Here is a 19204-nt window from a genome sequence, read left to right as displayed (position 1 = left end):
CGGCAATATCTGCGCCGCCTATAGCATACCAAATGGGGAACGCAAACGCTTATGCAACCCCGAATTGACCATAGGGAAATCGCCGCAGCGCAGCGCCTAGATCATCGCCATTCCGCCGTTCACATGCAGCGTGGTGCCTGTGGTATAGCCCGCCTCGGGGCTTGCCAGATACAGCGCGGCGGCCGCGATCTCGCCCGCCTCGCCCATTCGGCCAGCGGGGATTTGCCCAAGGATGTCGGCCTTTTGGTCATCATTCAGCTTGTCGGTCATTGCCGTGGTAATAAACCCCGGCGCGATGCAGTTGACGGTGATCCCCCGCGACGCGACCTCGTAGGCCAGCGATTTGGACATCCCCACCATGCCCGCCTTGGACGCCGCGTAGTTGCCTTGCCCCGGATTGCCCGTGGCCCCCACGACCGACGAGATATTCACGATCCGCCCCCACCGCGCCTTCATCATGCCGCGCAACACGCCTTTGCACAGCTTGAAGGTCGAGGTCAGGTTGACGTCGATCACCGACTGCCATTCGTCATCCGACATGCGCATGAACAGGTTGTCGCGGGTGATGCCCGCGTTGTTGACCAGAATGTCCACCGCGCCCATCGCCTCCACCGCCTGCTTGGGCAGCGCGTCGACGGCGTCGAAATCGCTCAGGTTGCAGGGCAGCACATGCGCGCGCTCGCCCAGCTCTGACGCCAGCGCCTCCAGCGGCTCCACCCGCGTGCCGGACAGGGCGACCGTTGCGCCCTGCGCGTGCAGCGTCTTGGCGATCTCGCCGCCAATCCCGCCGGACGCACCTGTGACAAGCGCCGATTTTCCTTCTAGATTAAACATCTTACTGACCTTTCTTAATGTATTTCAACGCGTAACCACGCCGTATCTGATCAATTCGTCTCGGGTCATGACATGCACATCGTTGAACGATGCGGCCTCCACCGTGAACCAGTAGAAGGCGTCAGAGCCCAGCATATCCTCGATATATCCCCGCGTCGGTTCGTGCTGACGCGAATCGCGCGGATAATCCCGCGCCGAGCCGAAGCTGGTCTCCCACTCATGCACGCCAACCACAGCGCCCGCAGGCACCGTGCGTTGCACACCCGCCAGAAACAGGTCCACCCCGCCGGAAAACACTTCCGAGCTTGGCAGCATCCGCGTCGCCAGCCCCCGTTCGCGCAGGGTGTAGCCCATTTCGGCCACCACCTCGTCATCCAGCGAGCCGTCGATGCGGCCCAGAACCACCTCACGCAGGCCGGGATTGTCGTCCAGCGTTTGCACGAACTGCCGCAATGCCCGCGTGTTGATGACCCCATCCATGCGCAGGCTTTGCCCGTCGACCTGCATATTCAGGGTCTGGGACATGTTCTCCACCGTCCCGCAGCCCGCCACGAGGGCGAGCGAGAGCAGTCGGGCTTTAAGCATTCAGCGCTTCCACGGCGGCTTTCACGTCATCCGCCGTGCCGACCGCGCGGGTCGCGATATCGCGGTTGATGCGGCGGATCATGCCGGACAGCGCCTTGCCCGCACCGACCTCCCAGATCTCGGTCACGCCCTGCGCGCCCATATATTCCACACTCTCGCGCCACCGGACGGAGCCGGTGATTTGTTCCACCAGAAGCGTGCGAATGGTTGCGCCATCGTTAACAGACGACGCCCGAACGTTCGCCACCAGCGGGACGGAGGGGTCCTTGATGTCCACCTCCTGCAACGCCTCTGCCATGGCACGGGCCGCAGGCTCCATCAGGGCGCAATGGAAGGGGGCGCTGACCGGCAACAGCACCGCACGCTTGGCACCGCGCGCCTTGGCCAAGTCCACCGCACGCTCCACCGCAGCCTTGTGGCCGGAGACCACCACCTGCCCCGGATCATTGTCATTGGCGGCTTGGCACACCTCGTCGCCCGCAGCCTCTGCCGCGACGCCCTGAACCGCCTCGAAATCCAGCCCCAGCAGCGCCGCCATAGCACCGACACCCACCGGCACGGCCTCCTGCATCGCCAGCCCGCGTTTGCGTAGCAGGCGGGCGGTGTCGGCCACGGAAATGGACCCTGCCGCCGCCAATGCCGAGTATTCCCCAAGCGAATGCCCCGCCACGAAGGACGCGGCGTCGATGCCGACCCCTTCGGATTTCAAAGCCGCCATCACCGCCAGAGACGTCGCCATCAGCGCCGGTTGTGCGTTCTGGGTCAGGGTCAGCGTGTCCTGCTCCCCCTCCCAGATCAGGGTGGACAGCTTTTCGCCCAAGGCGTCGTCCACCTCGTCGAATACGGCTTTAGCTTCAGGGTAGTTTTCCGCCAGATCGCGGCCCATCCCGATGGTCTGGGCCCCTTGGCCCGGAAATACAAATGCGCGCATATGGCTGCTCCCCTGTTTGTTTGTCGTGTTTTTTAAAGGTCTAGCCGACCAATTGCCCCCTCACAAGCACCGCGCGGTGCTTCGCGCACAAAACCTGTGCGCCGGTTCGCAGTTTTTTGGCGATGTTACAGATGGTCATGCAAGGCCCGCTGACCTAAGTTCCGGCAACGCTTTGCGCCAACCCTGGACCGGTCGGGCGCGTCCGGTAGCCAACGAGGGAGATTGTAAGATGAGACCGCAAAAACCCGCGCAGCACGTAAAACACGTCGACTGGAAGTCGGACAAGGATAATTGGAAAGGTGTCATAGGCGGGTCGCTGATCGATTCCGACGTCACGGTCCTGTTCTACGCCACCGACGAGGTCGGTATCGGCCCCAAATGGCATGTGCATCCCTATGACGAGATTTTCGTCCTCCGCAAAGGCCGCGCCCGTTTCACCATCGGCGACGAGGTGATCGAGGCCTCCGAAGGCGACGTTTTGATGGGCCCCGCTGCGGTCCCGCACAAATACGAGAACCTCGGGCCGGGCCGTCTGGAAAGCATCGACATTCACCTCAGCCGCGACTGGATACAGACCGATCTGGTCGATCCCGACGCGACCTGAACCACCGCTCGCAGCGATGCACAGTTTCGTGCATTCAGCTTCCCGCCCTTCGCGTCTAGTTTGACGCTCGACCAAAAACAGGAACACCCCATGCGCGGCAACAGCACGACCACTTACGGGTCCGTCACAAAGAGTTTCCACTGGCTGATCGCCCTGTTGATCATCACCATGATCCCGCTGGGCATCTACGCCAATGGCCTGCCCTACGACACCGGCGAGGCGCTGGCGTTCAAGGCGCAGATGTTCTCCATCCATAAGACGCTGGGTGTGTTCATCTTCTTCACCGCCCTTGCCCGCATCGCGTGGGCCATCTCGCAGCCCAAGCCCGCCCTGCTGAACGCCGACAAGCGGCTGGAGGCCATGCTGGCCGAACTCATCCACTGGACGCTCTACGCCGCCTTGGTGCTGGTGCCGTTGACCGGCTGGATCCACCACGCCGCCACCACAGGCTTCGCGCCGATCTGGTGGCCGTTCGGGCAGGGTCTGCCCTTCGTCCCAAAAGACGACGCTTTCGCCCACATCTTCGCGTCCCTGCACATTATTTTCGAACGGGTGCTGGTCATCTCCATCCTGCTCCACGTCGCAGGCGCGCTGAAACACCACTTCATCGACCGCGACATCACCCTGAAACGTATGCTCCCCGGCACCACCGAGCCGGATAGCGTGCCGGAGCAACACCGCTCCGCCCTGCCGATCATCGGCGCGGTGGGAGCATATATGCTGGCCTTGGTGGTTGGTGCCAGCCTTGGGCTGTTCGCAGCCACCGAGCAGGACAGCGTGCCAAGGCTCGCGGCGGTCGAAAGCGGCTGGACCGTGCAGGACGGCACCCTGGCGATCACCGTGCGCCAGTTGGGCAGCGACGTGGAGGGCAGCTTCGCCGACTGGACCGCCGCCATCAATTTTGCCGAGGAGCCGGACGCGAACGGCGTCCATGGCGATGTGGAGGTGCAGGTCGCAATCGGCTCGCTCAGCCTTGGCTCGGTCACCGCGCAGGCCATGGGGCCGGATTTCCTCAACGCGGAGGCACATGACACTGCCGTGTTCAAGGCGGATATTCTGGAGGACGGCCCCACCTACACGGCGAACGGCACATTGACCTTGAAAGGCATGGAGGTGCCGGTGAACCTGCCCTTCTCGCTACAAATCGACGGGGATACGGCGGTGATGCAGGGCCAGACGCGGTTGAACCGGACCAGCTTCAACATTGGCGAGACCTATCCCGACGAAAGTTCGGTGGGCTTTGACGTGGCCGTGACGGTCAACCTGACCGCCACCCGCAACTAGAGTTTTGCCACCGCGTCGGCAAAGAAGCTCTCTGCGCCGAAATTGCCGGATTTGAGGGTCAGGGCAATGTCCTGACCCGCGCTTGTGGCAAAGCACCACGGCACGCCGGGCGCGATTTCCGCTCCGATGGTCTGCTGCGTCACGCCAAGCGCCTTGGTCACCGCGCCGGAGGTCTCGCCAGATCGGTAGCACCCGTGAAGTCGTCCGCGATGCAACCCAGAACGGTCATGTCATGCCCGGCAGTTTGATGCCGCCTTTGGTCGCCAGCAGTTTCGCCACCGCCGCGTCATCCTCGCGGCCCATGCCAGCGGCGGAGGCTTCCTTGAACAGCGCCAGCGCGGTTTGCGACAAGGGTACCGGATGATCCGCCGCCTCGCCGGTCACAATGCCCAAATCCTTCACGAAAATGTCCACCGCAGAATGGGGCGTGTAGTCGCCCGCCACGATATGCGCGCCGCGATTGCCGAACATCCACGAGTTACCCGCGCATTCCTGAATGACCTCGTGCAGCATCCCCAGATCAAGGCCGATCTTCGCCCCCAAGGTCAGCGCCTCGGCGGCCGCGGCAATGTGGACGCCTGCCAGAAGCTGATTAATCATCTTGACCTGAGAGCCTTTGCCCGCCGCGTCCCCCAAACGGTAGACCTTGCTGGCAATCGCATCCAGACACGACCCCGCCTTGTCGAACGCTTCCGCACGGCCCGACGCCATGATCGTCATCTCGCCCGCTTGCGCCTTGGCCGAGCCGCCCGACACCGGCGCGTCCAGCGCCAACATGCCTGCCGCTTCCAGTCGTTCCGCCAGATCAATGGCGCGGGACGGCTCCATGGTGACACAGATCACGAACACGGTGCCTTTGCGGGCGGACGCAACCGCGCCGCCTGAGCCGAACAAGACGTCTTCGGCTTGCTGGCCGTTGACGACGAAAATGAACACCACGTCTACATCAGCCACGGCGTCGCTCGCCCTGTCGAAACTGCTGCCACCTTCGGCTCTAAACTTCTCCAGCACCTCCGCACGCAGGTCCACACCGTGCGTTGCGATGCCCGCGCGCAACAGCGATACGGCTGCGCCCCAGCCCATGGAGCCGAGCCCGATGACCGCGGCGGTTGGTTGATCTGTCATGACGCCCTCCCCAAGCACGCAAATTTCAAGATTGCGCAAAATCTCGAAATTTGTCGCTTTTTTCGAGAATTGAGTCAATCGCAGGGGCTCCGAGCGCACAAAAAAGCCCCGCGCGGTGGTCACCGTGCGGGGCCTTGCAGATCAAACAGAAGGATTACTCGGCCTTCTGCGCCTCGACCGAGATCATCACCTCAACCTCGTCCCCAATCGCCGGGGCAAACGCGCCCAAGCCGAAATCGGAGCGCAAAAGCGTCGTGCTCGCGTCGAACCCGAGCCATGCCTTGTTTTCCATCGGGTGGGTATCCGCCTTGTTCAGCTTGGCGTCCAGCACGACCGACTTGGTGACGTCGTTCATCGAAAGATCGCCGGTGATCTTGGCGGTGTCGTCGCCAGTCACCTCAATGCCGGTCGAGGTGAAGGTAATCATGTCGCCATCCTCTACGCCAAAGAAATCCGCGCTCATGAAATGGCTGTCACGCTGTTCCCAGCCGGTGAACATGCTTTTGACGGGCATGGACACGCTGACCGAAGACGCTGCCGGATCGGCTTCGTCAAAGGAAATCTCGCCCTCGAACCCGGCAAACATGCCGTGGGTGGTCGAGAAGCCAAGGTGATTGTAGCTGAACACGACCTGACTGTGGCTGGACTCCAGCGTATAGGTGTCGGCGGCGTAAGTTGCGGTGGTCGACAGCGCGAGCGCTGCTGCAAAGGCGAGGGTTTTCATTAATGTAGCTCCGTTGTTGGGTTCCGTCGCGGCTTAGTGCCAGCCCTTCCCCTCGGTAAGCAATTCACCAGCGGTCAACAGTTTGTGTGCGCAAATACACGATGACCGCGAAAAACTACTCGCAAGCTGCTATCATCGGGCTTTCAGCACGCGGGATGGTCGGATGATTGGCCTCGTTAAAGAGTATTGGGACGACTATCTGCGCTTCTGGCAATTGCTGGGCGCCGCGCTGCTGCGCCCCATCGACGAGCTATCCTACAGGGTGCGCAATGACCGGGGCATGCGCAATTCGGTGCTGTTTCTGGCGGCCGCGCTGCTGACAAACTCGGTGCTGATCACTCTGGTGCTTGGGCAAAGCCTGACCGACATGAGCCGTGTGGTGATCCTTGGCATCAACGCTGCCTTCCTGTCGCTGCTTGGGTTTGTCAGTTTCGCGCTGGCGTGGAAAATCTGCCGCTACAAGGGAAACTTCAGGCGGCTGATGCGGCTGGGGTTCTATTTCAACGGCATCTACGTGACGATCTCGACCTTCGTGGCGCTGCTGTTTTACGGCGCGTTCAAGGTGCTGTCGCCGCAGCTTTACCGTGAATACCACGACGGGCTGACCAATTGCGAGGACGGGCTTGGCGCGAAGATCCAGCGGCTGAACGATCTGGTGGCAAGCGATCCGCTGGTCAACACGCTTAACAACGTTCAGGCTACGGTCATTTTCGTCGCGCTGATCGCCTACTGGATCGCCTCGGTGCGGCTGTATTTCCGGCTGTTTCCGATGGGCGCGTTGCGCGGGGCGACCGCCTTCGTTCTGGCGTTGGTATTCTGGCATGCGCTGCTGGTGGTGGACTTCGTGTTTTTCCTCGCCATCGGCCAGTTGATCAACGGCTGCTAGGTCTGCCGCCAAAGCCCTTGCGCCCTGCCCCAACCCTGCTATACCGCCCGCACCTTCGTGAAACTGTTTGAACCGCGATGCCCCTCGTGGATGGGTGCGAAGGTCTGTGATGCCCGTCCTATGAAGCACGCCTGAAAAGTAAGAGGAACTACACATGCCAATGTATGAGCACGTGTTTATCTCGCGCCAAGACCTGAGCAACACCCAAGCCGAAGGCCTGATCGAGCATTTCGGTGCCGTCCTGTCCGACAATGGTGGCAAGGTCGTCGAGCACGAGTACTGGGGCCTGAAGACCATGGCCTACAAGATCAACAAGAACCGCAAGGGCCACTATGCCTTCGTCCGCTCCGATGCACCGGCTGCCGCCGTGCAGGAGATGGAACGCCTGATGCGCCTGCATGACGATGTCATGCGTGTTCTGACCATCAAGGTCGACGAGCACGAAGAAGGCCCGTCCGTCCAGATGCAGAAGCGCGACGAGCGTGAACGCCGCCCTCGCAACTAAGTCTTGTTACTTGAACTCAAGGAGCTAACCAATGGCTGCTAAACCATTTTTCCGCCGTCGCAAGTCCGATCCGTTCGAGGGTGATAACGCCCCGAAGATCGACTACAAAGACACCCGCCTGCTGCAACGCTACGTCTCCGAGCGTGGCAAGATCGTCCCGTCGCGTATCACCGCCGTCGGCGCCAAGAACCAGCGTGCGCTGGCCCGTGCCATCAAACGCGCACGGTTCCTGGCCCTGCTGCCCTACGCAGTGAAGTAAGGAGCAAAGCACATGCAAGTTATCCTTCTCGAACGCGTCGCGAAACTCGGCCAGATGGGCGATATCGTAGACGTCAAAGCGGGCTACGCCCGTAACTTCCTCCTGCCGCAAGGCAAGGCGTTGAACTCGACCGAGGCCAACCAGAAGGTCTTCGACGCGCAGAAAGCGCAACTCGAAGCCCGCAACCTGGAAACCAAGAAAGAGGCCGAAGCACTGGCCGACAAACTTGGCGGCCAACAGTTCATCGTGATTCGTCAGGCTTCCGATGCGGGCGCTCTGTATGGCTCCGTCACCACCCGTGACGCCGCCGATGCAGCAACCGCCGAAGGTTTCTCCGTGGATCGCGGCCAGATCGTGCTGGAACGCCCGATCAAGGAGCTGGGCGTCCACGAAGTCACCGTGCGCCTGCACGCCGAGGTCGACACCACGTTCACGCTGAACGTCGCCCGTTCCAACGAGGAAGCAGAGCTGCAAGCCTCCGGCAAGTCCATTCAGGAACTGGCCGCTGAAGCCGAAGCCGAAGCAGAGTTCGAAATCGCCGAGTTGTTCGACGATATCGGCGCTGCCGCCTCGGAAGACGAAGAGCTGGCCGAAGCTGTCGAAGCGGAAGCTGAAGACGCAGGCGAGGACGAAGACAAGGCGTAAGCCTTCTTCGCCGTCTCGATCCATTCAAGGCCGCCCTTCGGGGCGGCCTTTTTCGTTCGTGATCTCAGGGACAAAAAAAGACCGCCCCCGAAAGGACGGTCCGCTTAGCTGCTTAAAAGGTCTTGATCGAATGCCGGGTCAGGCGACGCCTGTGTCACCGCGCAAACGGCTGAGCAGCGGCTCAAGCTCTGCCATGTCGCCGCCCACCAGATTGAACCTGCGCTCGCCATGGGCCTGCAAAGTGATGCGGCCATAGTCCAATTGCGTCAGTGCGCTGCGAAGTTCGGACATCAGGCTCGTTTCGGCCAGATCAATGCGTGTGATTTCCTCGAACCGCAGGGTCTTGCGACCCTTCGACCAGCCAAACGGCCCACGCGTGAGGATGTGCAGCACGCGACCTTTGACGTCTACAAACAATTCCTCGCGCTGCTGCGAGAAAGCGCCGTTAGCCACAAGGGCGGCGGCGACAATGTAGATCGCCGTCGACAGGACGGCCTTGGTCATTGCCGGATCACCCGGAAAACTGGCATCGCTCAGCGTCCAGACCATGCCGCCCGCAGCCATCATGCCGAAGCAGACCATCGCCATGGTCGCACGCGCGGCCTGCACCCGCCAACCGTCTTGCTTCGCCTCGAAGACGCGGTAGCCCGCAGCGGTCGGCTTCACCTCAACAGATGGTTGCTGTTCCGGCTCGTCCAGCGTGAAATCCATCAACGTCATAATCGTTTCCCTCGTATTTCATTCCCTAGGAGAGAGTTTGACTCACAATTAAGACGAAATTTCAGCAATGATGGGCAATTCCCAAGGCCTTTCCCGTGAGCCTCAGGCGGCACAAAAAAAGGCCGCCCCCATAGGGCGACCTTCTTTTTACTGCGTTGTCAGTGACTTAGGACGCGTCGTCTTCCAGAGCCTCGACAGCCTTCTCAAGGTCGGCCTTCTTGACTTCTTTCTCTTTCACGTCGGCAAGCTCGAAGATGTAATCGACGACCTTGTCTTCAAAGATCGGCGCGCGCATCTGCTGCTGCATCTGCTGGTTTTGTTGCACGAACTCGAAGAACTGGCGCTCCTGGCCCGGATACTGACGCGCCTGGTTCATGATCGCCTGGGTCATCTCGGCGTCGGTCACTTCGATCTCGTTCTTGCGGCCCATTTCCGCCAGCAGCAGACCAAGGCGCACGCGGCGCTCGGCCAGCGACTTGTGCTCGTCGGTGGTCTCGATTTCGGGGTGGTCGTGGCCCTGCACGTCAGGGTTTTCCTCGTGCCACAGCTGATGCGCGATCTGGCCCGCTTCGGCGTCGACCAGCGACGGGGGCAGCTCGAACTTCACCAGCTTGTCCAACTCGTCGAGCAGCTTGCGCTTCATCACGGCGCGCGACGCGCCGCTGAATTCGGCTTCCAGACGCTCTGCCACTTGCGATTTCAGCGTTGCCAGATCTTCGGCACCGAACTGCTTGGCCAACTCGTCGTTGATCTCGGCGGCTTTGGGTTCCTTGACGGCTTTGATCTTGCACTCGAACACGGCGGCTTTGCCGGCCAGATGCTCCGCCTGATACTCGGCCGGGAAATCGACCTTCACTTCAACTTCGTCGCCCACTTTGACGCCGACCAGTTGCTCCTCGAAACCGGGGATGAAAGAGCCCGAGCCCAGCACCAGCGGATAGTCTTCCGCAGCGCCACCTTCAAACGGCTCGCCATCCACCTTGCCGAGGAAGTCGATCGTCACTTGGTCGCCATCTTTCGACTTGGCGCCTTTTTTGCGATCTTCAAAGTTCTGCGCGTTTTCCGCCAGATTTGACAGGGCTTCGTCGATATCCTTGTCTTCGGCCTTCACGACCATCTTTTCCAGCTTGACCTTCTTCAGATCGACATCGGGAATTTCCGGCAGTTTTTCATACGACACGGAGACGTCGACATCGTCGCCGGGCTTCCAGTCGTCATTGGTCATTTTGATTTCGGGCTGCAACGCAGGGCGGTCGCCGGTTTCCTCGAAATGCTTGGTCATCGCGCCGTCGATGCTCTCCTGCATCGCTTCGCCCATGACCTTGTCGCCGAACTGCTTTTTCAGCAATGCCATAGGCACTTTGCCTTTGCGGAACCCTTTCATTTCGACTTCGGGCTGCGCCTCGAGAAGTTTTTCGTTCACTTTCTCGTCCATCTCGGCGGCGGTGACTACGATCTTGTAGCCGCGCTTGAGGCCTTCGTTCAGGGTCTCGGTGACCTGCATATTAGTCGTCCTTATATATAATGGTGCGGGTGAAGGGACTTGAACCCCCACGCCTTGCGGCGCCAGAACCTAAATCTGGTGCGTCTACCAATTCCGCCACACCCGCGTATCTCTCTAGACCAAACGGAACCCCGCTGGCCTGCTTCGCGCCCATGTAGCAAAGCCCGACAGAGGATGCGAGACGAAAATCACGCAATTGGGCCGCAAAAGGTAAGGCAACGCTTACTTGCGACAGCCATTGCCTATGATTCATCCTGATATGGCCTCTTCTGTGACAGGGTCGCGTCCACTTTTCGCCTCAATTGCGAATGAAAAGTTAACTATCGAAGGACGCAACCATAAGTACGGAGCGAAACATGTCTGCCAACATGCATAAGACTTTCGGTGGGGGAAATGAGACCATCACCAAACTGACCGGCCTTCTGGGCGGCACTCAAGTTCTCACGATGCGCGGCTACGTGCCGATCGAGAGCCTTGAGGCAGGTGACCGCATCGTCACACGCGACGGGATGCGCAATCTCAAAGAGTTGCACGTGCAGCGCCACATGATGCGCCCGATCCGCGTCGGTCAGGGCACGCTGGGCTTCTCGCGTCCGAACACGGATATGCTGATGGCGCCCGATCAGGAGGTCATGGTCCGGGACTGGCGTGCAGAGATGCTGTTTGGCCGCGACATGGTGATCGTCAATATCAGCCGGATGGTTGATGGCAAACACATCGCCGAGGACACCGAACTTGACCTCCACGACGTCTACCAGCTGCGCTTCGACAGCGAAGAGATTTTCTACGCCGACGGCGTCGAAGTAATTTCCGACTTTGCCACCGAGGTGGTGGAGAACGTCGAAACGGCTGTTGAGGCCGCCTGACGCCGATATATGCACTCGCTACACCGCATACGGCAGAGGGGTCCCGCCAAACCGGGGCGCCGCACTCAAATACCCAAGCGTCGATAAATACCCGGGATCTGCTGCGGCAGATCCTCCGCGATAAGCCCCGGCCCCGCCTCGCGGGCCGCCATGGCATGTAGCAGCGCGCCGGTCTCGGCAGCCTGCACCGGCGGGTTGCCTCTTGCCAGAAGGCCCGTCACCAGCCCTGCCAGTACATCGCCCGCCCCAGCCGTGGCCAGCCAGGCTGCGTCTTGCTCCGATGTGGTGTCCAGCACGGTTGCGGGACATCCGGGGGCCGCGATAGTGGTCTGCGCCCCCTTATACAGCACCACTGCGCCAGACAGGTCCGCTGCCCTTTGGGTGGCGTCTTTCTTTTCGTCCAGCGTGAACCCGTCGCCATCTTCTCCAAGCCCCGGGAAAAGCCTGCGGAACTCGCCCGCATGGGGCGTCAGCACGCAGCCGCCATGCAGTTGGGTAAACAACTCGCGGTCCTGCGCCATCAGGGTCAGTGCGTCCGCATCCAGCACCACCGCGCGGTGCGTCGCGAGCGCCGCACGCAGGGTGGCACCGTTCGCAGGTTCCAGCCCGAAGCCCGGCCCGATGCACAGCGCGTTGATCCGTTGGTCTTCGGCGAGGATTAGCGACAAGTCCAACGCCTCCGACACCTCCCGCAACATGATGCCCGTCAGGTGTGCGGCACATTCCGGCAAGGCATCGCGCGGTGCGCCGACGGTCACCAGCCCCGCCCCCACGCGAAGCGCCGCCATGGCCGCCAACCGCGCCGCACCCGTGCGGGTCGCTGGTCCCGATAATACCAACACCGAGCCATGGTCGAACTTGTGCTGATCGGATCGCTTGCGCAGGCTGTCGATCCGCTCCGGCGTCATGGTGAGGACGGTCATAGGCCGATATCCTTTACAACCGTGTAGCGGGCCAGTGCCGCAGACTCAGGGACTATGCCCGGCAGCGATTTCATCTGGTGACACGGTTTGAACGCGTGAAAGGTCACGGTCAGGTCAGCGCGCAACGCAGACCCACCATCCGGAGGCAATCCGGTATCACTGTCCAAACCCGACGGCACATCAATCGCGACACGTGCAGGCTTGTCGGCCTGCGACACAGCTTTGAACAGGTCCCGCAGAACCGGCGCGGTGACCGGGCGCGACAGGCCGATGCCGAACAGCGCATCGACGACCAGATCGCAGGCGTCAAAGTCAACGTGCAAGGCCTGCTTTATATCCGCAACCTCACCCATCGCAGACCATCGCTCGAAGTTCGTTGCGGCATCAGGAGGCAGCGCGGTCGCATCCCCGAAAAGGAACAGCTCCACATCCCACCCCGCCTCTTTCAGCACCCGCGCCACGACGAATCCGTCGCCGCCATTGTTGCCCGGCCCGCACAGGACCACCGCGCGGTGCTGGCCGACGGCCAAGGCGGGCCACTCCTCAAAAATCGCCTCCACAACGCCCCTGCCCGCACGCTCCATCAGCTCCAAGCCGGTGACCTTGCCGGAGGAGATGGCCGCTTGCTCCAGCGCCCGCATTTCGTCGCTGGTTATGACCTCTGGCTCGGGGGAAGTTTTCATTTCGCACACTTTCGCGTCGTTTTGCCTAAAAATTGGGCAGCACAGGTTTCACACGGGCGGTTCCGCGCCGCTTTCGCAGTCTGCCAATTGTCCCTGCCGATTGAAAGTGGTCTGACCCGTTTCAAGACGAGCAAAGGGAGCCCGACCGCGATGAAGAAAATTGAAGCGATCATCAAACCGTTCAAACTGGACGAAGTGAAAGAAGCGCTGCAGGAGCTTGGCATTCAAGGCCTCTCCGTCACCGAAGTCAAAGGTTTCGGCCGCCAGAAAGGCCACACGGAGCTGTATCGCGGCGCGGAATATGTCGTGGACTTCCTGCCGAAAGTGAAAATCGAAGTCGTGCTGGCCGATGACCAACTGGATGGCGCTATCGAGGCGATCATCGACGCCGCCAAGACCGACAAGATCGGCGACGGCAAAATCTTCGTCTCCACCGTGGAGCAAGCCATTCGCATCAGAACCGGCGAGTCCGGCGACGACGCACTTTAACCCACACTATACCAACTGACAGAAGAGGAACGGTCAGATGAGCAACAAAGATTTGCTGAAGACCATCAAGGACGAGGATGTTGAATATGTCGACATCCGTTTCACCGACCCGCGCGGCAGATTGCAGCACGTAACCATCGTCTCCGATCTGGTGGACGAGGACTTTCTGGAAGAGGGCTTCATGTTCGACGGCTCCTCCATCGCCGGTTGGAAGTCCATCGAGCAGTCCGACATGAAGCTGATGCCCGATGCGTCCTCGGCCTATATGGACCCGTTCTATGCGGAAAAAACCATCTGCGTGCATTGCACCGTGGTCGAGCCCGACACGATGGAGCCCTATGACCGCGACCCGCGCGGCACCGCCGAGAAGGCAGAAGCCTACCTGAAAACCACCGGCATCGGCGACCAGTCCTATTGGGGCCCGGAGGCCGAGTTCTTCCTGTTCGACGACGTCCGCTTCTCGGTCGAGATGAACAAGGTGTCCTTCGAGGTCGACGCACAAGACGCGGCGTGGAACTCGGACTCCGAATACGAAATGGGCAACATGGGCCACCGTCCGGGCATCAAGGGCGGCTACTTCCCCGTGAACCCGACCGATGCGGCGCAGGACCTGCGGTCGGAAATGCTGTCCACCATGAAGCGCATGGGCATGAAGGTCGACAAGCACCACCACGAAGTTGCCAGCTGCCAGCACGAGCTGGGCCTGATCTTCGGCTCGCTGGTCCACCAGGCGGACGAGCTGCAAAAATACAAATACGTGATCCACAACGTGGCCCACGCCTACGGCAAATCGGCGACCTTCATGCCGAAGCCGATCGCAGGCGACAACGGCACCGGTATGCATGTGAACATGTCGATCTGGAAAGACGGCAAGCCGCTATTTGCGGGCGACCAGTATGCGGACCTGTCGAAAGAGGCGCTGTATTTCATCGGCGGCATCCTGAAGCACGCCAAGGCACTGAACGCGATCACCAACCCGTCGACCAACAGCTACAAGCGTCTGATCCCGGGCTTCGAGGCTCCGGTTCTGCGGGCCTATTCCGCCCGTAACCGCTCCGGCTGCGTGCGCATCCCGTGGTCCGAGTCGCCCAAAGCCAAGCGTGTGGAAGCCCGCTTCCCGGATCCGGCAGCGAACCCCTACTTGTGTTTTGCCGCCCTGCTGATGGCCGGTATTGACGGCATCAAGAACAAGATCGACCCCGGCCCCGCCTCTGACAAGGACCTCTACGATCTGCCACCCGAAGAGCTGGCGGGCATCCCGACAGTGTGCGGCAGCCTGCGCGAAGCACTGCAATCGCTGGAGGAAGACCACGAGTTCCTGCTGGCCGGTGACGTGTTCACCAAGTCGCAGATCGAGGGCTACATGGCGCTGAAATGGGAAGAGGTCTACGCCTACGAGCACACACCCCACCCGATCGAATACAAGCTGTATTACAGCTGCTGATCGCAAACATCATGCTACCGGAAAAGGCACCCTTCGCGGGTGCCTTTTTTATGTCGAGGCCAGTTCGGGGGCTGCGGGCGTCGCCGGTTCGGACCCGACCGTCGCCAGGTCCGTTCCCCCTGCGGGCGCTGCGGCGTCACCATTTTCATCCGTGCCCGCCACGATCTGGGGTGGTTTGGAATGCTCGACCGCCGGGGTCGGCTGATCCCCCGGCGCGGCGTCCAGCCTTATGGCGCGTCGTCCGTTCAACTGGCCGACCCGACCTTTTAGCAGCACCGGCTGACGACCGACGCGCAGTTGCGCACGGCCCAGAATGTCGTCAGGCAGGGTGATGACCGAGTCCGGTGCCAGACCCAGCAGGGTTTTGACTGGTAATCGCACCGATGGCAGGACCGCATCCAGACGCAGCGGGGCATCCTGTAGCAACGCCACCATGGCGGGGTTGATTTTACGCGGTGTTTGTTGCTCAGCGGTGGCGATTGCTGGAAACATCAACAGCGCCTGACCGGATTTCAGCCCCAGCCCGAGATCCAGCGTCAACCGCAAGACGTCATAGGCCTTTTCCGCCATCGCCAGACTGAGTGCCGCGCGGTCGGTTTGCGGCTTTCCATATTCGAAACCCGATAATGCAGACGCGTCACGCCGCTCTACGCACAAGGCTGCCAGCTTACCGACGACCGACGTGGCGAAACCGGAACTGAGCGCCGCGTCGATCGAGGTAACCGGCCGCGCCACCCTCGGCGCGGCGGAGATGCGGCCCAGCGTCTGCTGCTCGATCAACGCATCCACAAGTGCGCCGTCAAACACGATCAGCCCTGCGGCACCATCGGTGCGTTCCAGCATGTGGGGCACCGCTATTTCGGGAATACGCTCCAGTGCCTTGACCTGCGGCAGGCATTCCGCCTGCGCGTCACGCACCAGCAGGTCAATGCCATGGCCTGTCTTGGCAGGCCCGCGAAACAGCGTATCGGCGATGTCTTCAAGCAGGACATGACTTGCCCCGCGCTTGGGTTTCTGGGGGCGCACCATACGTGCGAAAGCGGTATTCGGTCCGGTCACGGGGGTCTGCCTATGCGGTCTCGGGTCAGGGTCGGGTGCAGATTGGCCCGAAAGGTGCTGCGATTTGGTTAACCGCTCCGCATCTACGGCGAAATCAGGCGGCCCGCTTGACGCGAACCAAGGGCAGATGCACCCGGAACGCAGCGCCCCCCTGCCCCGGCAGGTAGTCCAGCGTCCCGCCCAGCCGGTGCATGATCTCGCGGCTGATCGCCAATCCCAACCCCGCGCTGCCTGCGGCGGCCTGATCGGTCAGGCGCACGAATTTCTCGAATATCACCGGCTCGTCCTTTTGCGAAATGCCCGTGCCGTTGTCGATAAAGTCGATATCCACATAGCCCCGCGACTGCGACACGACGATCCGCAAGCGGGGGTTTTCGGCGTCGCAATATTTCTGGGCGTTGGAGATCAGATTGATGAACACCTGACTAAGGCGGTCCGTGTCAGTTGTCAGGGACAGCCCTTCGCCCTCGCTGCCGCGCACGATTTCAAGGCCGCCGCTCTTGGAGCCGTCGATCCCCGCCGAAGACACCGCACGGTCCAGCAGATCGCGCAAGCTGGCGTCCTGCGTGTTCAGCACCACCTGCCCGTTTTCCAGCACGCTAAGGTCCAGCAGATCGTCGAGCAGTCGTGTCAGCCTTATGCTCTCATCGTGGATGATGCCTGCGTAGCGGGCCTGTGTCTGCGCATCCATGCCGCCCTCCATCAGGAATTCCGAGAACGACCGGATCGACGTCATGGGCGTGCGCAACTCATGGCTGACCTGCGACAGGAACGCATCCTTTTGCACCGACAGCGCGGTCAGCTTGGCATTGGCCTCGCGCAGCTTGCGCGCGGTTTTCTCCAACTCGCGTGATTGGGCTTCCAGCTGGCTGGAATATTCCAGCATCTGTGCGCTCTCGTCGGCCACGGCCAGCAGGTCGCGCACGGTGATTGAGGCCTGCCCGTTGATCTGCGCGATCATCGCATGGGCAGTCGCACCGCCGACGGAGCCCGCCAGTTCCAATTCCAGCAGCGCGATGAAATCCGGCGTCGGATCAGGTAGATAGCCCGTCTTGCCTTGCCGCGTGGCTTCCCGCTGGAACAGGGTCTGCGCCTCCCGCCCGCCCAAAAGCCGTTGCGCCATGACCAGCAGGTCCTCGGCCTCCGCCTGCCCGCCGGTGGGCGCGATCCCGCCATCGCCACGCTCGAAGATGTTGACGAAGGCCGCGCCCTGAAGCCGCTCCATCGGGGTCGGGAAGGACACGAGCGAGACGACGATAAAGGCCAGCGTGTTGAGCGAGATGGACCAGAAGATGGAATGCACCAGCGGGTCCATGCCGCTCAGCCCCATCAGGGCCTGCGGTCGCAACAGGCCTGCGCCCAGCATGCCGTGGCTCAGCATGGTCTGCGGAAACGCCCCGATTGCGGGCAGAAACAACGTGTAGACCCATAGACCGAAGCCAGCGATCAGCCCCGCAATGGCCCCGCGCCGCGTTGCCCCACGCCAGAACAGCCCGCCGATCAGCGCAGGTACCACCTGCGCGACGCCCGCAAAACTGACCAACCCGATGGAGGACAGCGCGGCGGAGCCGCCGGTGGTGCGGTAATAGACATAGCCCAGCCCCAGCACCGCCACGATGGACAGCCGCCGCGACAACAGCACCACATTGCGCATGTCGCCGGAAATCGACGCGCCCGCAGGCCGTGTGTTCAGCCAGATCGGCACGACGATATGGTTCGACACCATCGTCGCCAACGCGATGGATGCGACGATCACCATGGAGGTCGCCGACGAAAACCCGCCAAGGAAGGCCAGCAGGGCCAGCTTTTCCTGCCCCAGTTCCAGCGGAAGAGTCACCACGAACAAGTCTGGATTGGAGCCCTCGGGCATCACGGCCAGACCCACCACGGCGATGGGGATCACGAACAGGCTCATTGCCAGAATGTAGCTCGGGAAGGCCCAGGCGGCGGTGCGCAGATGCCGCTCGTCCGCGTTCTCGACCACCAACACCTGAAACATGCGGGGCAGGCAGATGACGGCGGCGGCGGACAGGAAGATCATGGTGGTCCAACGGCTGGGGCTCGGTTGCCAGTCCGCCACGGGGCTCGCGTCAATTGCGCGCAACGTTTCGCCGACCCCGCCGGAGACACCCCAGACGACGAAGATGCCCACCGCAAGCAACGCCACCAGCTTGACAACGGCCTCCAGCGCGATGGCGGTGACGACACCGTGGTGGCGCTCGTTGGCGTCGAGATTCCGTGTGCCGAATAAAATGGTGAACAGTGCCAGTCCCGCAGACAGCCAGAACGCCGTCGCGTTCAGGTCGGAGCCGCCGCCATTGCCGATAGGAAACTCGGTAAACACGGCCACCGACAGGGTCACCGATTGCAATTGCAGCGCGATGTAAGGGGTTGTCCCTACGATGGCCAAGACCGTGACGATCACCGCGATTGTCGGCGATTTACCGTAGCGGCTGGAGATCATGTCGGCGATGGAGGTGATCCGCTCCGCCTTGCCGATGCGCACCAGTTTGCGCAGCAACCACCACCAGGCAAGGAACACCAGCGTGGGGCCAAGATAGATCGTCAGGTATTCCAGACCGGACCGCGCGGCATTGCCGACCGCGCCGTAGAAAGTCCAGGCGGTGCAGTAGACGCTCAGCGACAGCGTGTAGGTCCAAGGCGAGCGCAGCCAGCGCGACGACCCGCGCTGCGCCCGCCGGTCGGCGTAAAACGCGACGCCGAACAGCACCATGGTGTAGAGCACCGCGACCGTGATCAGGACGTTGAAACTGACCATCAGCGCGCATCCGCGTCGTCGGGCTTGCCGCTGTCATCCACACGTTCCGCACCGGCCAACCCTCGGGCAATGGTGGCGCTGATCGCAATCAGGCAGACCCAGATGAAAAAGAAGTAGATCAGCCGCAACGCGGTGGTGCCGGTGGCGTTGTCCTCGCCGGGCGTGCCCAGCAGCAAGGCGGGCATCACAAACAGAAACAGACCCGCAATCGGCAGCAGCCGCGCGGCATCAATCAGGCGGCGGCGCTGGTAGACGCGCCGCTCCAGAAACAATGTGCGGGAGTTCGGGCGCGTGGCCGATAGCCTTATGCGTCTGCGCCCCTGCCCCTTTGGCTCGTCATTCTCGGGCATCGCGC

The 19204-nt window shown here is 61.7% G+C and carries 21 protein-coding genes, 1 tRNA gene and 1 pseudogene; 9 read left to right on the top strand and 14 right to left on the bottom strand.

Annotated elements, in window-relative coordinates; all coding sequences use genetic code 11:
• Positions 1 to 96: 96 nt before the first annotated feature.
• The 3 genes from fabG to fabD are packed head-to-tail and all read right to left on the bottom strand — an operon-like array spanning position 97 to position 2350.
• Complete coding sequence (fabG, locus tag THALAR_RS03405; protein ID WP_021100082.1) at positions 97 to 834, bottom strand: 3-oxoacyl-ACP reductase FabG; 738 nt, start codon at positions 832 to 834, stop codon at positions 97 to 99.
• A gap of 24 nt (positions 835 to 858) precedes the next feature.
• Positions 859 to 1419, bottom strand: coding sequence for a COG3904 family protein (locus tag THALAR_RS03400; protein ID WP_051153561.1), 561 nt, complete (start codon positions 1417 to 1419; stop codon positions 859 to 861).
• A complete protein-coding gene (gene fabD, locus THALAR_RS03395) occupies positions 1412 to 2350 on the bottom strand; it encodes an ACP S-malonyltransferase (protein ID WP_021100080.1) in 939 nt (312 codons plus the stop codon). Before fabD ends, THALAR_RS03400 begins: the two co-directional genes overlap by 8 nt.
• Before the next feature lie 229 nt (positions 2351 to 2579).
• Between fabD and THALAR_RS03390 the strand changes: the two genes are divergently transcribed.
• Positions 2580 to 2954 (top strand): cupin domain-containing protein, encoded by a 375-nt coding sequence (locus tag THALAR_RS03390; RefSeq protein ID WP_021100079.1) that lies wholly within the window; start codon positions 2580 to 2582, stop codon positions 2952 to 2954.
• Positions 2955 to 3044: 90 nt separating this feature from the next.
• Positions 3045 to 4238 carry a cytochrome b/b6 domain-containing protein gene (locus tag THALAR_RS03385; RefSeq protein WP_021100078.1) on the top strand — a complete coding sequence of 398 codons (1194 nt, stop codon included), beginning with the start codon at positions 3045 to 3047 and terminating at the stop codon, positions 4236 to 4238.
• On the opposite strand, the pseudogene THALAR_RS03380 reads toward THALAR_RS03385, so the two are convergent.
• The 3 genes and pseudogenes from THALAR_RS03380 to THALAR_RS03370 all read right to left on the bottom strand — a co-directional run.
• Positions 4235 to 4417, bottom strand: a pseudogene (locus tag THALAR_RS03380) (nucleotide-binding domain containing protein); the annotation flags it as partial. The gene THALAR_RS03385 and the pseudogene THALAR_RS03380 overlap by 4 nt on opposite strands.
• 46 nt (positions 4418 to 4463) lie before the next feature.
• Positions 4464 to 5363 (bottom strand): L-threonate dehydrogenase, encoded by a 900-nt coding sequence (ltnD, locus tag THALAR_RS03375; protein WP_040817623.1) that lies wholly within the window; start codon positions 5361 to 5363, stop codon positions 4464 to 4466.
• A 154-nt stretch (positions 5364 to 5517) separates the two neighbouring features.
• Positions 5518 to 6087 carry a YceI family protein gene (locus THALAR_RS03370; protein ID WP_021100075.1) on the bottom strand — a complete coding sequence of 190 codons (570 nt, stop codon included), beginning with the start codon at positions 6085 to 6087 and terminating at the stop codon, positions 5518 to 5520.
• Positions 6088 to 6250: 163 nt separating this feature from the next.
• Here THALAR_RS03370 and THALAR_RS03365 point away from each other — a divergent pair, with 163 nt between their 5' ends.
• The 4 genes from THALAR_RS03365 (at position 6251) to rplI (ending at position 8382) form a co-directional block, all read left to right on the top strand.
• Entirely contained in the window at positions 6251 to 6973 is a 723-nt protein-coding gene (locus tag THALAR_RS03365; protein WP_021100074.1) for a hypothetical protein, read from the top strand.
• Between the two features lie 154 nt (positions 6974 to 7127).
• Entirely contained in the window at positions 7128 to 7478 is a 351-nt protein-coding gene (gene rpsF / locus THALAR_RS03360; RefSeq protein ID WP_021100073.1) for a 30S ribosomal protein S6, read from the top strand.
• 31 nt (positions 7479 to 7509) lie between these two features.
• Positions 7510 to 7737 carry a 30S ribosomal protein S18 gene (gene rpsR / locus THALAR_RS03355; RefSeq protein ID WP_021100072.1) on the top strand — a complete coding sequence of 76 codons (228 nt, stop codon included), beginning with the start codon at positions 7510 to 7512 and terminating at the stop codon, positions 7735 to 7737.
• A gap of 12 nt (positions 7738 to 7749) precedes the next feature.
• A complete protein-coding gene (rplI, locus tag THALAR_RS03350; protein ID WP_021100071.1) occupies positions 7750 to 8382 on the top strand; it encodes a 50S ribosomal protein L9 in 633 nt (210 codons plus the stop codon).
• A gap of 138 nt (positions 8383 to 8520) precedes the next feature.
• On the opposite strand, the gene THALAR_RS03345 is transcribed toward rplI, so the two are convergent.
• The 3 genes from THALAR_RS03345 to THALAR_RS03335 form a co-directional block, all read right to left on the bottom strand.
• Complete coding sequence (locus tag THALAR_RS03345) at positions 8521 to 9102, bottom strand: hypothetical protein (protein ID WP_021100070.1); 582 nt, start codon at positions 9100 to 9102, stop codon at positions 8521 to 8523.
• Positions 9103 to 9268: 166 nt separating this feature from the next.
• On the bottom strand, positions 9269 to 10606 hold the full coding sequence (gene tig / locus THALAR_RS03340; protein ID WP_021100069.1) for a trigger factor: 1338 nt from the start codon (positions 10604 to 10606) through the stop codon (positions 9269 to 9271).
• A gap of 21 nt (positions 10607 to 10627) precedes the next feature.
• Positions 10628 to 10712 (bottom strand) — tRNA-Leu (locus THALAR_RS03335).
• 250 nt (positions 10713 to 10962) lie between these two features.
• Here THALAR_RS03335 and THALAR_RS03330 point away from each other — a divergent pair.
• Positions 10963 to 11472 carry a Hint domain-containing protein gene (locus THALAR_RS03330; protein ID WP_021100068.1) on the top strand — a complete coding sequence of 170 codons (510 nt, stop codon included), beginning with the start codon at positions 10963 to 10965 and terminating at the stop codon, positions 11470 to 11472.
• Positions 11473 to 11537: 65 nt separating this feature from the next.
• On the opposite strand, the gene THALAR_RS18990 is transcribed toward THALAR_RS03330, so the two are convergent.
• Both THALAR_RS18990 and THALAR_RS18985 read right to left on the bottom strand, forming a co-directional pair.
• Positions 11538 to 12395 carry an NAD(P)H-hydrate dehydratase gene (locus THALAR_RS18990; protein WP_021100067.1) on the bottom strand — a complete coding sequence of 286 codons (858 nt, stop codon included), beginning with the start codon at positions 12393 to 12395 and terminating at the stop codon, positions 11538 to 11540.
• Positions 12392 to 13078, bottom strand: coding sequence for an NAD(P)H-hydrate epimerase (locus THALAR_RS18985; RefSeq protein ID WP_040817135.1), 687 nt, complete (start codon positions 13076 to 13078; stop codon positions 12392 to 12394). The genes THALAR_RS18990 and THALAR_RS18985 overlap by 4 nt, the downstream gene beginning before the upstream one ends.
• Positions 13079 to 13228: 150 nt before the next feature.
• Between THALAR_RS18985 and THALAR_RS03315 the strand changes: the two genes are divergently transcribed.
• Together THALAR_RS03315 and glnA are read left to right on the top strand one after the other, a co-directional pair.
• On the top strand, positions 13229 to 13567 hold the full coding sequence (locus tag THALAR_RS03315; protein ID WP_021100065.1) for a P-II family nitrogen regulator: 339 nt from the start codon (positions 13229 to 13231) through the stop codon (positions 13565 to 13567).
• A 37-nt stretch (positions 13568 to 13604) separates the two neighbouring features.
• A complete protein-coding gene (glnA, locus tag THALAR_RS03310) occupies positions 13605 to 15011 on the top strand; it encodes a type I glutamate--ammonia ligase (RefSeq protein ID WP_021100064.1) in 1407 nt (468 codons plus the stop codon).
• A 48-nt stretch (positions 15012 to 15059) separates the two neighbouring features.
• Here the strand turns inward: glnA and THALAR_RS03305 are convergent, their stop codons facing one another.
• The 3 genes from THALAR_RS03305 to THALAR_RS03295 all read right to left on the bottom strand — a co-directional run bounded on the left by THALAR_RS03305 (position 15060) and on the right by THALAR_RS03295 (position 19199).
• The gene (locus THALAR_RS03305; protein ID WP_021100063.1) at positions 15060 to 16070 is read right to left on the bottom strand and encodes a FliM/FliN family flagellar motor switch protein; all 1011 of its coding nucleotides are present in this window, start codon (positions 16068 to 16070) and stop codon (positions 15060 to 15062) included.
• A gap of 94 nt (positions 16071 to 16164) precedes the next feature.
• Positions 16165 to 18849 (bottom strand): ATP-binding protein, encoded by a 2685-nt coding sequence (locus tag THALAR_RS03300; RefSeq protein ID WP_021100062.1) that lies wholly within the window; start codon positions 18847 to 18849, stop codon positions 16165 to 16167.
• Positions 18849 to 19199 (bottom strand): hypothetical protein, encoded by a 351-nt coding sequence (locus tag THALAR_RS03295; RefSeq protein WP_021100061.1) that lies wholly within the window; start codon positions 19197 to 19199, stop codon positions 18849 to 18851. The genes THALAR_RS03300 and THALAR_RS03295 overlap by 1 nt, the downstream gene beginning before the upstream one ends.
• Between the last annotated feature and the right edge of the window lie 5 nt (positions 19200 to 19204).

The organism is Litoreibacter arenae DSM 19593 (assembly GCF_000442275.2).
Taxonomy (GTDB): Bacteria; Pseudomonadota; Alphaproteobacteria; order Rhodobacterales; family Rhodobacteraceae; genus Litoreibacter; species Litoreibacter arenae.
This window is presented reverse-complemented; position numbering and strand designations above follow the sequence as displayed.

Bases quoted from the DNA above. Each gene is read 5' to 3' on its own strand.
- THALAR_RS03295 (WP_021100061.1), bottom strand. From the start codon at position 19,199: ATGCCCGAGAATGACGAGCCAAAGGGGCAGGGGCGCAGACGCATAAGG.
- THALAR_RS18990 (WP_021100067.1), bottom strand. From the start codon at position 12,395: ATGACCGTCCTCACCATGACGCCGGAGCGGATCGACAGCCTGCGCAAG.
- THALAR_RS18985 (WP_040817135.1), bottom strand. From the start codon at position 13,078: ATGAAAACTTCCCCCGAGCCAGAGGTCATAACCAGCGACGAAATGCGG.
- THALAR_RS03370 (WP_021100075.1), bottom strand. From the start codon at position 6,087: ATGAAAACCCTCGCCTTTGCAGCAGCGCTCGCGCTGTCGACCACCGCA.
- THALAR_RS03345 (WP_021100070.1), bottom strand. From the start codon at position 9,102: ATGACGTTGATGGATTTCACGCTGGACGAGCCGGAACAGCAACCATCT.
- THALAR_RS03390 (WP_021100079.1), top strand. From the start codon at position 2,580: ATGAGACCGCAAAAACCCGCGCAGCACGTAAAACACGTCGACTGGAAG.
- ltnD (WP_040817623.1), bottom strand. From the start codon at position 5,363: ATGACAGATCAACCAACCGCCGCGGTCATCGGGCTCGGCTCCATGGGC.
- THALAR_RS03365 (WP_021100074.1), top strand. From the start codon at position 6,251: ATGATTGGCCTCGTTAAAGAGTATTGGGACGACTATCTGCGCTTCTGG.
- rpsF (WP_021100073.1), top strand. From the start codon at position 7,128: ATGCCAATGTATGAGCACGTGTTTATCTCGCGCCAAGACCTGAGCAAC.
- glnA (WP_021100064.1), top strand. From the start codon at position 13,605: ATGAGCAACAAAGATTTGCTGAAGACCATCAAGGACGAGGATGTTGAA.
- fabD (WP_021100080.1), bottom strand. From the start codon at position 2,350: ATGCGCGCATTTGTATTTCCGGGCCAAGGGGCCCAGACCATCGGGATG.
- rpsR (WP_021100072.1), top strand. From the start codon at position 7,510: ATGGCTGCTAAACCATTTTTCCGCCGTCGCAAGTCCGATCCGTTCGAG.
- fabG (WP_021100082.1), bottom strand. From the start codon at position 834: ATGTTTAATCTAGAAGGAAAATCGGCGCTTGTCACAGGTGCGTCCGGC.
- THALAR_RS03300 (WP_021100062.1), bottom strand. From the start codon at position 18,849: ATGGTCAGTTTCAACGTCCTGATCACGGTCGCGGTGCTCTACACCATG.
- rplI (WP_021100071.1), top strand. From the start codon at position 7,750: ATGCAAGTTATCCTTCTCGAACGCGTCGCGAAACTCGGCCAGATGGGC.
- THALAR_RS03400 (WP_051153561.1), bottom strand. From the start codon at position 1,419: ATGCTTAAAGCCCGACTGCTCTCGCTCGCCCTCGTGGCGGGCTGCGGG.
- THALAR_RS03315 (WP_021100065.1), top strand. From the start codon at position 13,229: ATGAAGAAAATTGAAGCGATCATCAAACCGTTCAAACTGGACGAAGTG.
- tig (WP_021100069.1), bottom strand. From the start codon at position 10,606: ATGCAGGTCACCGAGACCCTGAACGAAGGCCTCAAGCGCGGCTACAAG.
- THALAR_RS03385 (WP_021100078.1), top strand. From the start codon at position 3,045: ATGCGCGGCAACAGCACGACCACTTACGGGTCCGTCACAAAGAGTTTC.
- THALAR_RS03330 (WP_021100068.1), top strand. From the start codon at position 10,963: ATGTCTGCCAACATGCATAAGACTTTCGGTGGGGGAAATGAGACCATC.